We start from the raw sequence: 13,188 nt of genomic DNA on the forward strand, positions 1-13,188 counted from the left end.
AAAGGGAATAGATAAACCATTCAACTAATATTGTGCTAATACCATAGTAAAGTTAGGTGGGCAGATGGAGAAAATGGATGATAAGCACACAACGATTGATTCAAAATATATTCAACAACACCTGGCAAATGAGCGCACATTCTTAGCGTGGATTCGAACAGCGATTGCCATTATCGGGGTTGGATTTCTTGTTTCAAATCTACATGAAAATATGGAGCCGAACCTTTCACAGGTTAGTGATTATTTAGCCAATATTATTGGCATATCCTCAGTTGGGGTAGGAATTTTAACGATCATCATGGCGACCATTGCTTATTTCAGGAAATACAAATCGATTAATGATCAAACGTTCAGAACCCCAAAAATAACGGTTATTACACTTGGAATCTTTGTGATCGTAATTGCATTTATTTTCGGTATTTATTTTTTGTTAATGTAAGTCCCTATACGAACGGTTAGCATGTTTTTCAACTAAGGCTCATACATTATTGTAAGATTTGCTTTAGGGGGGAGACCATGAAAGCGGCTGATCAAAAGGCTTTAGAATATGCAATTAGTGAAATTACTGAGGTTGCGAAAGGATTCGGTCTGGATTTTTACCCAATGAGATATGAAATATGCCCCGCTGATATTATTTATACATTTGGAGCATATGGTATGCCTACAAGGTTTTCACACTGGAGCTTTGGTAAGCAATTTCATAAAATGAAGCTGCAATATGATTTGGGGTTGAGCAAGATTTATGAGCTTGTCATTAACTCAGATCCTTGTTACGCGTTTTTATTAGATACAAATTCCTTAATTCAAAATAAATTGATTGTCGCTCACGTTTTAGCACATTGTGACTTTTTTAAGAATAATTCACGATTTAGCAATACAAAGCGGGAAATGGTTGAGAGTATGTCTGCGACAGCAGAGCGAATTAAGCAGTATGAAATCATTCATGGCAGGCAAGAAGTAGAAACCTTTTTAGATGCCGTTCTTTCCATACAGGAACATATCGATCCTTCGCTAGTTCGTCCAAAACTTTCTTGGACGATTGATGATATAGAATTTGAGGAAGAAGCAGAAGAACAAAAGGTAACACCTTATGATGACCTTTGGAATCTTGATAAAAAAGCTGGACCAAAGCCAATAAAAAAGAAGAAAAAGAAACTTCCACCGTCACCTGAGAAAGATATTTTGTTGTTTATTGAAGAATACAGCCGTGAATTAGAAGATTGGCAACGTGATATTTTAACGATGATGCGGGAAGAGATGCTCTATTTCTGGCCACAGCTTGAAACGAAAATCATGAATGAAGGCTGGGCTTCGTACTGGCATCAACGTATTATCCGAGAACTTGATTTAACGTCAGATGAAGCAGTAGAATTCGCAAAGCTTAATGCAGGTGTTGTGCAGCCATCAAAAACAACTATCAATCCTTACTATTTAGGGTTGAAAATTTTCGAAGATATTGAAGAAAGATACGATAATCCTACAGAAGAAATGAAAATGTTCGGTGCTAAACCTGGCTCCGGTCGTGAAAAAATGTTTGAAGTCCGTGAAGTAGAGTCTGATATTTCATTTATTCGCAATTACTTAACAAAAGACCTCGTCATGCGCGAAGATATGTACTTATTCCAAAAGCAGGGCAGAGATTATAAAATTGTTGATAAGGGCTGGGAATCAGTACGTGATCAGCTCGTTAGTATGAGAGTAAATGGCGGATTCCCATATATTACGGTGAATGACGGAGACTATTTGAAAAATAATGAACTGTATTTAAAGCATTGGTTCGAGGATATTGAACTGGATTTGAAATACTTAGAAAAGGTTCTTCCATATATTTATCAATTATGGGGAAGACCTGTTCATATGGAAAGTGTTTTAGAGGGGAAAGCTGTATTGTTTTCTTATGATGGGAAGAGTGTGTCGAGGAGATATTTGTAAGGGGAACGTAAGCCCCTACCAACAACTAATTTCTAATTAATTGTTGGTAGGGGCTCTTTCTTTTTACTTCATTTGTTTTAGCTGAAATACAATACTAATTCTTCAATGTTTTCAAACAGATCACTTGAATAAGACAACTTATATTGTTGACATTTATCCTCGATATTGCAAGTTCTCAACTTTATCGGAAGATTGAATCTTCTCTATTTTTAAGCGGATTTTAAACTCGAAACTAAATTTTCATCAGATACAAAGAAATTGATTAAAGAAGCTCAAGAAAAACAATTTATAAATAGTAGCTATCATATAATAAAAGCATTTGATCGATTAAATGAATTAGAAACCGGTGTTGAGGATAGGATTCATTTTTTTGAGCGTATTTTTTTGAAGTATGTATGGAGTTAAGTAAAAATAATAAGCAAACCGCACTTTGTGTTTGATATACCCCTTTTAAATGAGACACATGAATTTAGTGCTGATAATCAAAGGGAATGCCCAGTATGATTAATAATTCTACAAATGCATCCGATATAAATTATAGAAAAGAATACTTTTACATAAGGATGTTAGGATGGATGAACTAAGCACCAAAACATTAAAAGTTTTATTATTTACGGTAGCTACATTATTCTTAAGTTTATTAGCAGCTATTCTTTACCTATATGAAAAAGATGATAATAAAAATAAAAAGTTCCCTGTTTTTAGTAATAATGAAGGTAAAAACACTAATGTAGAAATAATCTCTAAAAGTAAATCTGCTCCAGATGATGTTAGTGGATTTGAAGTATCAAAAGAGCTAGTACCACAGGAAAAAGCACTCCAAAAAGATGCTGAAATGAATCAAGAAAAGATTGATTCATTTAATGAAAAGGATATTAAAAGACCAGAAGTAAAGAGTAAGAACTTTCACAATACATTCGGTAGAAAGGTCGTATTTATATATTTTTCTCATACAAGAGAGTCGTTTTTGCCTTACTTCAAAAAGGGAACAGCTCCTGAAAGTGCTTATCACTCCCAGCTAAATATAACACTTGTTGGGCAGAGATTAGGAGACACCCTAAGGCATAATGGTATTTGGAATGAGGTAAGTCAAATCGATACAGTCAATATGTTAAACGAACGCGATTTAAAGTTTAATAGTTCCTATCAAATGTCCAGAGAAATTGTTCTAAATGAAATGAGTCAAAATCGTGATTTAGAGATGGCTTTTGATATTCATCGTGATTCACTTCAAAAAGAACAATCAACAATTGAAATAAATGGAGAATCGCTAGGTAAAATATCATTCGTTATAGGGAGCGGACATCCAAATTATAAAGAAAATCTAGAATTTACAAATGGTATTCATGAATTAATTGATAAAAGATACCCTGGTCTTTCTAGAGGAATCATAATAAAAGATAAGTCTCAAGGTAATGGCGTCTATAACCAAGATCTATTATCCAATAGTGTAATTGTAGAAATAGGTGGAGTTGAAAATGATTTAGAAGAACTTTATCGCAGTGCCGATATTTTAGGAAACGCCATAAGTGAATACTATTGGGAGAAAGTTCATGACTAATATGGGTCTGTAATATTTGTAATATTTTTTTAGCCATCCAATACCTTTCTAATTCATATTATGTACTAGAAAGGGGTTGTCCTAAAAATGAAAAGGCCCAAAAAACACCAACTTATCTAGCTTTTGCCATATTTGTATTGCTTAGCATTTATTTAATGGTTGGACTAATTACTCTTACAAATTTAAAAATTGACTCAATTGTCGTACAGAAGACAATCACTAATCTAGACAGTAAAGATATTTTTGCACATTTTCTTAGAGCTGAAAATCATTATTTTTACCCTAAAGAGAAAGATGAATTGTTCACTCTGTCAAGCATATCTAATATGGCAATTCAGCTTGCTACAAATATTAAACCTTCTGACGCTAGAACTTTTTTTGGTAATGAACTGCCAGGATTAAGATTGTATGATACTGAAATCATCATTGCAGGAGAGGGGACTGATTTAACTACTCTTCCACATGAGTCTTCTCCTCCAACAGAGGTATTATTAAAAGAAAGAAAAGTAGCAGAGGACAAACTAAAACAAATTGAAAATAATTCACCTAAGAATGATATCCAGGTTTCACCTGCAAATAAGAATACAGTATATATTTATCAAACACATAGTTGGGAATCATTTTTACCTCTACTGGAAGATGCGAAAATTCCAGATGAGGCAATAAGTAATGATGAGAGAGCAAATGTAATAGGACTTGGACAACGAATGAGTCAAAACTTAATAAATAACGGTATTGGTGCTGTTCATGATACGACAAACATGACAAAAACCTTGAATGAAAAAGGAATTAGGTCTACTAAAGCGTACGCTGTGTCTGGTAATCTTGTTGAGGCTGCGGTGTCGAATAAAGAAAATGATTTGACCTACTTTATTGATATCCATCGTGATTCTGCCAGAAAAAATCTAACAACGAAAAAAATTAATGGAAAGAATTACGCAAGGTTATATTTTGTAGTTGGAAAGGAACACGATCAATATTTAGAAAATCTAGATACAGCAAAAGAACTACATAAGAGACTAGAGGCAAGTTATCCAGGTATAAGTAGAGGTGTATTCCTCAAAACAAAAAGTGAAGGAAACGGTGTTTATAACCAAGATGTTTCAAATAAAGCAATGCTTGTTGAAATTGGTGGAGTCGATAATGACCTAAATGAACTGTACCGATCAGTCGATGCTTTTACAGAGGTTTTTTCTGAGTATTATTGGGAATCGAGTGAAGCAAAAGAAGTTAATGGAAATGGATAAAATACTAACAATATCATTAAAATGGTTATTATTCACATTTGCTTCAAGTGTAATCTCTATATACATTACTGGTATTTCTTTAATTACAATTTCAATTTTTTTTAACTGGTTTTATCTTTTCTATTGGTTATCTTTTTAAGGAACAATTATCTAATTAACTAATAAAATATCTATTTGTTAATAAACCTTCTTCATAAGATCTGCACAGATTTGTAATAAGATAATAGGGGGAAGTGGAGCTTTATTAAAGAAGGGGAGAAAATTTGGTGCCTTAATTCAAAAGGGTGCAGGAGTCTTTATGATACTGGTGGGAATACTTGATGCTATCACATATTGGTCTTAATTAATAACACATATAACATAAGAGATATATTTGTTTAAGGTATGTTTTTTAGAGGAAAATAAAAAGAAAAAGTATAGAAAAGGAGAGAATTCATTATGGAAAATGTAATATTAAAAGTAAAAGGAATGTCATGTGGACATTGTGTAAGTTCAATAGAAGGAAGTGTTGGTAATTTAGCGGGTGTGAAGTCTGTTAAAGTAAATTTGAAGAATGGAGAAGTAGAGATTGAATATAATTCTTCAGAAATTGGAATAAGTGATATAAAGGAAACGATTGATGATCAAGGGTATGACGTAGAATAAAATCCTTTCATTCACTTTATTTGTTCATTAATAAAGCTATACGTAAATAATGGATTGCAAAATACAATCAAGGATAGGTAACTTTGAAAAATACACCAAAAGCAGCAAGGAATTCAACTTGCTGCTTTATTTATTTTATAACGATTTAATAAAGTTGATATAAAATATGCATATTTTCTGCAAAGTCATTTGTTATTTTTGAATTAATAGATGGCAATAAATAAGAAAATACAAAGTAATCTTTAATAACAAATAAAGTACCAAAAGGAGTAGTGAAAAATGAAAAAAATGAATTTAGTTTTCTTGACAAGTTTATTAGTATTTTTATTAGCTGCATGTGCTAGTAATACGGAAGAAACACCTGAAAATAATGAGGATATGAATACGAGTGCAGAAAAAAATTCGGAAATGGATCATTCTGAAATGAATCATTCAGGTTCTGGTGAAGTTCCAGAAGGGTTAAAAGAAGCAGAAAATCCTACATATAAAGTGGGGAGCCAAGCTATTATTGAGACAGATCATATGGAAGGGATGAAAGGAGCAAAAGCAACAATTGTAGGAGCATATGATACAGCAGTGTATACTGTTTCTTATACTCCTACAACAGGTGGAGATAGAGTTGAAAATCATAAATGGGTTATTCATGAGGAAATCGAAGGTGCAGGGGATACCCCATTTGAGCAAGGTGAAGAAGTTGTTTTAAATGCTGATCATATGGAAGGTATGAATGGTGCATCAGCTGTAATTGACTCGGTTGAAGAAACGACTGTCTATATGGTTGACTACACTCCAACAACGGGTGGGGAAGAAGTGAAAAACCATAAATGGGTAACTGAAAGTGAACTGTCCCCAGTAGATGAGTGATTAAAAGCCAAAAGAACTTGGGTAAATCCCAAGTTCTTTTGGCTTTTAATAGTATTATTAATTTATCTGCCCTTTACTCGACAATGTAATCCAAGATTGACCATCGTCAATTGTTTGGTATATATCATTTTTATGTGTAACCATAGTTATGACTTCTTCATTTTCGGGGTGAGAGGAAATATACAATACAGGATTATTTTCATTTACTTCATCAGGTAAAGGAATTGTTTTTTCTCTATTATTGTTTAAATCATATTTAATAAGTGACGATGTATCTCCCTTTAAAGAAAAATAAAGAATAGAGTTTTCCCTTATTTCAACATTTATAACTGGTTGAGGGTCTGAGACTAGAGTGAATGAATCCCCATTATTAATTGAAACGTATAAACCTTGGTCTGTGGATAATCCCACAATATTTGCTTTGGTTGGATGAGTGGCTATATTACCAATGGAGTTAAATGAAAGACCTTGTGTTTTACTTTGCGTCCAACTCTCACCCTCATCATTAGAATAATACATTCCAACATTTAATTTTGAATTCTTTGCTTCATTGATTACATAGATGATATGACTATTATAGCCTGCTGCTAAATAATGAAAGTCGGTTTCACCATAAAAAACAAGTTTATCTATTGTTTTTCCGTCATCAGTGCTTTTTATAATCCCCAGAGGGTTCTTTAAATCTGAACCATGCTCAGGATGCCCACTTGAATAGAAGCCAGCATCTGTGGCTTGGAAACCCATGTAGTCATGTTTGTTTTTTGTGATTTTAAACCACTTTTTTTTTGTATATCTTAATAATCCTTCATGTGAAGCTAAATACAACTCGTCTTTATTTCCTGCATAGCCAATACCGTGTATGTGTTCAATTTTTTCATCTTTTACTTCTTTGTAAATTTCTGTATCATCATTCGTTGACTGTTCATTTTCTCCTTGTGAACAAGCAGTTAGTAAAATACATGCTAGGAAAAATATGAATATCTTTTTTATCATAATGCCCCCTATTTTTATTTTTTAGTTAACTGAAATCCATTTGTAGCCTACTCCCCAAACAGTTTTTAGATACTGTTCTACTGGGAAGTATGCTTTCCGCAATTTTTCTCTCATATTTCTTATATGTGAGTCAATGGTTCTATCTTCTGTTTCAGCTTTTAGACCCCATACGGTTGAAAGTAAATGTTCTCGTGAAAATACTTTATTTTGGTTCTCCAGAAACAAACCAAGTAATGCAAACTCTTTAGGTGTGAGTACGATCTCCTTCTCTTGATAAGTTACCCGATATGTTGATTGATTCATTATTAAACCTTCGAATCGGAGGGTGTCTCCATAATTAAAGGTTCTTCTTGACCTTCTAATAATTGCATCGATACGTGCTAATAACTCTTCTTCATTAAATGGTTTGACCAGGTAATCATCAGCACCTTTTTTTAAGCCTTTGACGATATCTTCCTTTTCATTTCTTGCTGTTAACATGATGATTGGTACATCAGAAATCTCTCTTATTTTTTTACAGGTTGTCCATCCGTCCATTTCAGGCATCATAATATCCAAAATCACAATATCAATATTTTGGTGTTTCAGAAATTCTAAGCCTTCATGACCAGAATTCTTTTTAAAACACTTATAGCCATAAGGTTCTATATACAAAGATAGTAAATCGAGCATTCTTTGCTCATCATCTATTAACAGAACTGTTTTCATCAATCAAGCCCCTTTAATATAATCTTAAAGCATGTTCCGCTATTTAATTGACTTTCAACCGAAATGATTCCACAATGAGCTTCAACTATTTCTTTCACAATAGACAACCCAAGCCCAAAACCTCCAGTTAGCCTTGATCGCGATTTATCCACTCTATATAGACGGTCAAATATATACGGTATATCCTCAGTAGGTATTCCTGAACCTTGATCTTTTACTAATATGTTAATAGAATCCTCTTCATTTTTTATTTCAATTGTAGTCAATGTATTGGTATCGGAGTATTTTAAAGCGTTATCCAATAAATTTAAAAAGACTTGTTCAAACCGAATAGGGTCGATATTTACATAAGCATTTTTTTTACAAATAAATTCAAGTTTTACTCCTTTGCTTTCAAAAGCTGGTTCCATTTTTCGAAATATGGAGTGCATGAATAGGCAGATGTTTACTTTCTCCTTTGAAATTGAAAAATTATTTTGGTCCATTTTTGCTAAATCAAATAGTTCTTTTAAAAGGTTATCTATATGGTTAGATTCTTCATAAATAATATTTAGGTAATTCAGCCGATCTTTCTCCGATAAGTTGTTCCTTCTTGCAATATCTGTATAGCCCTTTATATAGGTAAGAGGAGTACGGAGTTCGTGAGAGATACCCGCCAAAAACTCGTTTCGTTCTTTTCTTAAATAGTTTAGGTCGTTTGCTAGGGTCTGAATTGAATCAGATAACTCTCCAATTTCATCACTTGAAGTCTTAGGTAATGAAACTGAAAAATCTCCTTTGCTCATTCTCCTTGTTGCTTCCTTCATTGAAATCAACGGTTTTGTTAGAGCTCTGGATAAGAAGAATATTGTAAACAACATTAAAAATAAAATTAGGACTGAAGCCAAAATAAAATGTTCATTTAAACGGGAAATAACATTTTGTATTTGTTCCGTACTTTTGAACATGTAAACAAAACCAATATCTCCATTTTCGGTTTTGAATGGAGAGACAGTAGAAATATATTGTTCATCATGCAAGTCAGATTGAATAATTACACCATTATTAGATAATATATGTTCTGCCATATTCCTTTTTAGGATCTTGTCCATACTTTTGTCTAAGGTTTTAGATGAAGTAATGATTTTTCCGACATAGTCAGTTATAACTACCTCTGTGTCTGTTTGTGATTCCATTATTTTAATGTGCTGTAAAGTGGCTTCATCGTAAGAGATTTCTATTACATCGCTGTGGCTATTTCCACGTGATTTTAATGCTTCTAATTCTTCATTAACAAGAGAATGTACAACATTTCGATGTAAGAAGAACATAGAAGATGCTTCAATGATAAAAATACAGATGAAAAACCAAAAACCAAGTTTAATTGAAATTTTCATAAACTACACCTACTATCCTTAATTAATTATTGTAATGGCGAATTGTTGAGAAAATATGCAGATTTGACGAGTATTTAATGAACTATCTTAAAATGCAAACTTTCTCCATAATTTTTTATTATTATGAAAAAAACCTTCGCATTGAGGTGTGGTAAATGCAATTAAAGTTAACTAAATCGGGACAAGTCTATCTCCCAAATTGTATCAGAAAAGATATAAATCTCGAACCAGGTGACAACATCTATATTTTTTTGGATAATAAGGAAATTATTTTGGCAAAAGAAGCATGTGAAAAAGAAAATCAATGCATACTCAGCAATAGGGGGACACTCCATATACCTGTTGAAATAAGAAGAATTTGTAAAATAACATCCGCAATGAAGTTTAACGCAATAATAAACAAAGAAGATAGGAGAATTATTCTTCATCTTCAAGATCCTCAATTAATTTTTTCATTTCATCAATTTCTTTACGTTGAGCTTTTATGATTTCGTCTGCCAATTCACGAACTCTCGGATCTGTTATTTGAGCACGTTCACTTGTAAGTATTGCAATAGAATGATGGGGAATCATGGCTTCCATATAGTCGGTATCATCCACCAATGTTTGACTTCGTAATAGGAAAAGCGAAAGAGAAAAAACGAGAATACTGACAACTGCAATACTAATATTTACTTTTCTGTTTTTTAGCATACGATACATAAATCCTAACATAATTAAACTCATTGTAGCTCCCATCAACAGAGCCATATACAGCCTTGATTCACTAAAATAGACATGATCAAGACTGTATGTACTTAAATATTTAAATAGAAACATGACGATAGTTGAAGTAATGATCATCCCAGCAAATTTAAGATATTGTTTCACGATATATACTCCTTTCGACACTATTTACTTGTTTGTTGAAAATTTAAATGAAAGTGCAAAACAATTTATGCTTTGCTCCATATTCATAAAACTTTTTTATCCAATATCTTCTTGTACTGTTTATGAAACCATCTTGCGACATACATCTGCACATCTAAAGCAAGACTCAGCACACCTTTTACAATGATCTTGCTCATGTTTTTCACACTCTTTTCCACATGCCTCACATATTTCAGCACACAGTTTACAAATTTGTTCAGCAAAAGGACTATTTGATTGCATCGCTTTTGCTGCAAAACTACAAATATCCGCACATTCTCTGTCAAGGCGAATACAGTATGACATCATTGCTACATCTTCTTCTTTAAGGCAAGCATTATAACAAGCATTACAAGCCTCCATACATTCTAAGCATGCCCGAATACATTCTGTATATTGTTGATTTAACATTAATAATACCTCCTAATCTTTTTTACATTATTGATAGTACCCGTCGAGTTTTTAAAAATAACGTATTTGCTTAAACTCCTTAGAATCTGCACATTTTATGAAACCAAAATTAGCGTTAAAAAAACATCACTGCGATACGAAGGCTGGGCTTCGTACTGGCATCAACGTATTATCCGAGAACTTGATTTAACGTCAGATGAAGCAGTAGAATTCGCAAAGCTTAATGCAGGTGTTGTGCAGCCATCAAAAACAACTATCAATCCTTACTATTTAGGGTTGAAAATTTTCGAAGATATTGAAGAAAGATACGATAATCCTACAGAAGAAATGAAAATGTTCGGTGCTAAACCTGGCTCCGGTCGTGAAAAAATGTTTGAAGTCCGTGAAGTAGAGTCTGATATTTCATTTATTCGCAATTACTTAACAAAAGAACTTGTGATGCGTGAAGATATGTATTTATTCCAAAAGCAAGGGCGAGATTATAAAATTGTTGATAAGGGCTGGGAATCAGTACGTGATCAGCTCGTTAGTATGAGAGTAAATGGCGGATTCCCATATATTACGGTGAATGACGGAGACTATTTGAAAAATAATGAACTGTATTTAAAGCATTGGTTCGAGGATATTGAACTGGATTTGAAATACTTAGAAAAGGTTCTTCCATATATTTATCAATTATGGGGAAGACCTGTTCATATGGAAAGTGTTTTAGAGGGGAAAGCTGTATTGTTTTCTTATGATGGGAAGAGTGTGTCGAGAAGGTATTTATAATAAAAAAGTCGCTGCTTCGGCAGTGATTTTTTTATTTTTCAATAAGAATATTTTTAACTATTGAATATATAAGCAAATCATTATATATTAATATACAGATGCAATTGGAGGTGTTGTACATGTTAGAAATAGAAAAAGCTGCGACAATATTAAAACTCCTAGGTGACAAAACAAGATTGACGATAGTGAAAATGTTAGATTCAAATGATTATTGCGTTTGTGAGTTTGTTGAAATTTTCAAAGCTAGTCAGCCTGCCATTAGTCAACATCTTCGGAAACTAAAGGATGCGGGAATTGTGAAAGAAACGCGAAGAGGGCAGTGGATCATTTATTCCCTAAATAAAAACAGTGATGAATATCCGTTTGTTCAAAACGTACTTGAACAACTTCCGAATCAAGATTATCGAATAAAAGAATTAGAGGAGCAAGGATTACGTATTTCGTGTGAATAATGGAGGATTTTACAAATGACATCAGTAATTTTAGCATCCATCATCTTTTTACTCACACTTACACTAGTCATATGGCAACCAAAAGGATTGTCTATTGGCTGGTCTGCATGTGGTGGTGCCATATTAGCATTACTAGTAGGTGTTGTAGATTTTAAAGATGTAATCGATGTAACATCAATTGTTTGGAACGCGACCTTAGCGTTTATAGCTATTATCATAATTTCTCTAATACTAGATGAAATTGGCTTTTTTGAATGGTCGGCTCTGCACATGGCAAGAGCTGCAAAAGGAAACGGAATAAAAATGTTTGTCTATGTAAGTATTCTAGGTGCTATAGTAGCTGCATTCTTTGCAAATGATGGAGCTGCCTTAATTTTGACACCTATCGTATTAGCGATGGTAAGAAACTTGAACTTTAGCGAAAAAATGGTGTTTCCGTTTATTATCGCAAGTGGTTTTATCGCAGATACAACATCTCTTCCGTTAGTAGTAAGTAACTTAGTGAACATTGTTTCAGCGGACTTTTTTGGAATTGGGTTTGTGGAGTTTGCATCTAGGATGATCATTCCGAACTTTTTCTCTTTAGGTGCAAGTATTTTGGTTTTATTTCTTTTTTTCCGTAAAAGCATACCTAGGAACTATGACTTAGCACAGTTAAAAAAACCTGTTGAAGCTATACGTGATGAAAAGATGTTCAGATTGTCTTGGATTGTTTTGGGTATATTACTTGTTGGATATTTTACAAGTGAGTTCATCGGAATTCCAGTATCTATCATCGCTGGTATTGTAGCTATCTTCTTTTTAGTTATGGCGAAAAGAAGTCCTGTGGTAAACACAAAAACAGTAATTAAAGGTGCACCTTGGGCAATTGTCTTCTTCTCAATCGGAATGTATGTCGTTGTTTACAGCTTGCGAAATGTTGGGTTAACAAATGTATTAGCCGACTTAATCCAAGTAACAGCAGACCAAGGGTTGTTTGCAGCAACAGTTGGAATGGGATTTATTGCGGCAATCTTATCTTCAATTATGAACAATATGCCTACGGTTATGATTGATGCACTTGCCATTTCTGACACGAATACAACAGGTGTAATAAGAGAAGCTCTTATTTATGCAAATGTAATCGGTTCTGATTTAGGACCAAAAATTACACCAATAGGGTCACTAGCGACTTTATTATGGTTACATGTTTTATCGCTAAAAGGTGTAAAAATATCTTGGGGCACGTACTTTAAAACAGGAATTATCTTAACCATCCCAACATTATTTATTACCCTTGTTGGTTTATATACTTGGTTACTTATCATCCATTAATTTAT

At 33.2% G+C, this 13,188-nt stretch carries 14 protein-coding genes and 1 pseudogene; 10 read left to right on the forward strand and 5 right to left on the reverse strand.

Annotation, left to right across the window (positions count from 1 at the left end):
- Window positions 1-64: 64 nt before the first annotated feature.
- The 6 genes from HWV59_RS04740 (at window position 65) to HWV59_RS04765 (ending at window position 6,249) form a co-directional block, all read left to right on the forward strand.
- Complete coding sequence (locus HWV59_RS04740; protein ID WP_328824188.1) at window positions 65-439, forward strand: YidH family protein; 375 nt, start codon at window positions 65-67, stop codon at window positions 437-439.
- Between the two features lie 77 nt (window positions 440-516).
- Entirely contained in the window at window positions 517-1,932 is a 1,416-nt protein-coding gene (locus tag HWV59_RS04745) for a SpoVR family protein (protein ID WP_102228212.1), read from the forward strand.
- Between the two features lie 571 nt (window positions 1,933-2,503).
- On the forward strand, window positions 2,504-3,493 hold the full coding sequence (locus HWV59_RS04750) for a stage II sporulation protein P (RefSeq protein ID WP_175638201.1): 990 nt from the start codon (window positions 2,504-2,506) through the stop codon (window positions 3,491-3,493).
- A 155-nt stretch (window positions 3,494-3,648) separates the two neighbouring features.
- A complete protein-coding gene (gene spoIIP / locus HWV59_RS04755; protein ID WP_235991665.1) occupies window positions 3,649-4,740 on the forward strand; it encodes a stage II sporulation protein P in 1,092 nt (363 codons plus the stop codon).
- A 438-nt stretch (window positions 4,741-5,178) separates the two neighbouring features.
- Window positions 5,179-5,385 carry a copper chaperone CopZ gene (copZ, locus tag HWV59_RS04760; protein WP_175638202.1) on the forward strand — a complete coding sequence of 69 codons (207 nt, stop codon included), beginning with the start codon at window positions 5,179-5,181 and terminating at the stop codon, window positions 5,383-5,385.
- 279 nt (window positions 5,386-5,664) lie between these two features.
- A complete protein-coding gene (locus HWV59_RS04765) occupies window positions 5,665-6,249 on the forward strand; it encodes a DUF1541 domain-containing protein (RefSeq protein ID WP_175638203.1) in 585 nt (194 codons plus the stop codon).
- 57 nt (window positions 6,250-6,306) lie between these two features.
- On the opposite strand, the gene HWV59_RS04770 is transcribed toward HWV59_RS04765, so the two are convergent.
- Genes HWV59_RS04770 through HWV59_RS04780 form a run of 3 tightly spaced genes read right to left on the reverse strand, consistent with a single transcriptional unit; the run spans window position 6,307 to window position 9,326 of the window.
- Window positions 6,307-7,242, reverse strand: coding sequence for a F510_1955 family glycosylhydrolase (locus HWV59_RS04770; protein WP_175638204.1), 936 nt, complete (start codon window positions 7,240-7,242; stop codon window positions 6,307-6,309).
- 21 nt (window positions 7,243-7,263) lie between these two features.
- Window positions 7,264-7,950 carry a response regulator transcription factor gene (locus tag HWV59_RS04775; RefSeq protein ID WP_175638205.1) on the reverse strand — a complete coding sequence of 229 codons (687 nt, stop codon included), beginning with the start codon at window positions 7,948-7,950 and terminating at the stop codon, window positions 7,264-7,266.
- Window positions 7,950-9,326, reverse strand: coding sequence for a sensor histidine kinase (locus HWV59_RS04780; protein ID WP_175638206.1), 1,377 nt, complete (start codon window positions 9,324-9,326; stop codon window positions 7,950-7,952). Before HWV59_RS04780 ends, HWV59_RS04775 begins: the two co-directional genes overlap by 1 nt.
- Window positions 9,327-9,481: 155 nt before the next feature.
- Between HWV59_RS04780 and HWV59_RS27495 the strand changes: the two genes are divergently transcribed.
- Window positions 9,482-9,814 carry an AbrB/MazE/SpoVT family DNA-binding domain-containing protein gene (locus HWV59_RS27495; RefSeq protein WP_175638207.1) on the forward strand — a complete coding sequence of 111 codons (333 nt, stop codon included), beginning with the start codon at window positions 9,482-9,484 and terminating at the stop codon, window positions 9,812-9,814.
- Here the strand turns inward: HWV59_RS27495 and HWV59_RS04790 are convergent.
- Both HWV59_RS04790 and HWV59_RS04795 read right to left on the reverse strand, forming a co-directional pair.
- The gene (locus HWV59_RS04790) at window positions 9,744-10,196 is read right to left on the reverse strand and encodes a DUF305 domain-containing protein (RefSeq protein ID WP_217708436.1); all 453 of its coding nucleotides are present in this window, start codon (window positions 10,194-10,196) and stop codon (window positions 9,744-9,746) included. The two genes, HWV59_RS27495 and HWV59_RS04790, sit on opposite strands and share 71 nt — an antisense overlap.
- A gap of 120 nt (window positions 10,197-10,316) precedes the next feature.
- A complete protein-coding gene (locus tag HWV59_RS04795) occupies window positions 10,317-10,646 on the reverse strand; it encodes a four-helix bundle copper-binding protein (protein ID WP_175638208.1) in 330 nt (109 codons plus the stop codon).
- A 132-nt stretch (window positions 10,647-10,778) separates the two neighbouring features.
- Here HWV59_RS04795 and HWV59_RS04800 point away from each other — a divergent pair.
- From HWV59_RS04800 to HWV59_RS04810, 3 genes and pseudogenes are all read left to right on the forward strand, one after another.
- Window positions 10,779-11,417: pseudogene (locus tag HWV59_RS04800) on the forward strand (SpoVR family protein); the annotation flags it as partial.
- A gap of 119 nt (window positions 11,418-11,536) precedes the next feature.
- Window positions 11,537-11,869, forward strand: a complete 333-nt coding sequence (locus tag HWV59_RS04805) for an ArsR/SmtB family transcription factor (RefSeq protein ID WP_102228222.1) — start codon at window positions 11,537-11,539, stop codon at window positions 11,867-11,869.
- A gap of 15 nt (window positions 11,870-11,884) precedes the next feature.
- Window positions 11,885-13,183, forward strand: coding sequence for an arsenic transporter (locus tag HWV59_RS04810; protein WP_175638209.1), 1,299 nt, complete (start codon window positions 11,885-11,887; stop codon window positions 13,181-13,183).
- Window positions 13,184-13,188 lie beyond the last annotated feature (5 nt).

The organism is Metabacillus schmidteae, from assembly GCF_903166545.1.
In the GTDB taxonomy this organism is placed as follows: domain Bacteria; phylum Bacillota; class Bacilli; order Bacillales; family Bacillaceae; genus Metabacillus; species Metabacillus schmidteae.

Excerpts from the sequence above, each read along its gene's own strand:
- HWV59_RS04745 (WP_102228212.1), top strand. The coding sequence starts at position 517 with ATGAAAGCGGCTGATCAAAAGGCTTTAGAATATGCAATTAGTGAAATT.
- HWV59_RS04780 (WP_175638206.1), bottom strand. The coding sequence starts at position 9,326 with ATGAAAATTTCAATTAAACTTGGTTTTTGGTTTTTCATCTGTATTTTT.
- HWV59_RS04775 (WP_175638205.1), bottom strand. The coding sequence starts at position 7,950 with ATGAAAACAGTTCTGTTAATAGATGATGAGCAAAGAATGCTCGATTTA.
- HWV59_RS04740 (WP_328824188.1), top strand. The coding sequence starts at position 65 with ATGGAGAAAATGGATGATAAGCACACAACGATTGATTCAAAATATATT.
- HWV59_RS04750 (WP_175638201.1), top strand. The coding sequence starts at position 2,504 with ATGGATGAACTAAGCACCAAAACATTAAAAGTTTTATTATTTACGGTA.
- spoIIP (WP_235991665.1), top strand. The coding sequence starts at position 3,649 with ATGGTTGGACTAATTACTCTTACAAATTTAAAAATTGACTCAATTGTC.
- HWV59_RS04765 (WP_175638203.1), top strand. The coding sequence starts at position 5,665 with ATGAAAAAAATGAATTTAGTTTTCTTGACAAGTTTATTAGTATTTTTA.
- HWV59_RS04795 (WP_175638208.1), bottom strand. The coding sequence starts at position 10,646 with ATGTTAAATCAACAATATACAGAATGTATTCGGGCATGCTTAGAATGT.
- HWV59_RS04770 (WP_175638204.1), bottom strand. The coding sequence starts at position 7,242 with ATGATAAAAAAGATATTCATATTTTTCCTAGCATGTATTTTACTAACT.
- HWV59_RS04810 (WP_175638209.1), top strand. The coding sequence starts at position 11,885 with ATGACATCAGTAATTTTAGCATCCATCATCTTTTTACTCACACTTACA.
- HWV59_RS04805 (WP_102228222.1), top strand. The coding sequence starts at position 11,537 with ATGTTAGAAATAGAAAAAGCTGCGACAATATTAAAACTCCTAGGTGAC.
- HWV59_RS27495 (WP_175638207.1), top strand. The coding sequence starts at position 9,482 with ATGCAATTAAAGTTAACTAAATCGGGACAAGTCTATCTCCCAAATTGT.
- copZ (WP_175638202.1), top strand. The coding sequence starts at position 5,179 with ATGGAAAATGTAATATTAAAAGTAAAAGGAATGTCATGTGGACATTGT.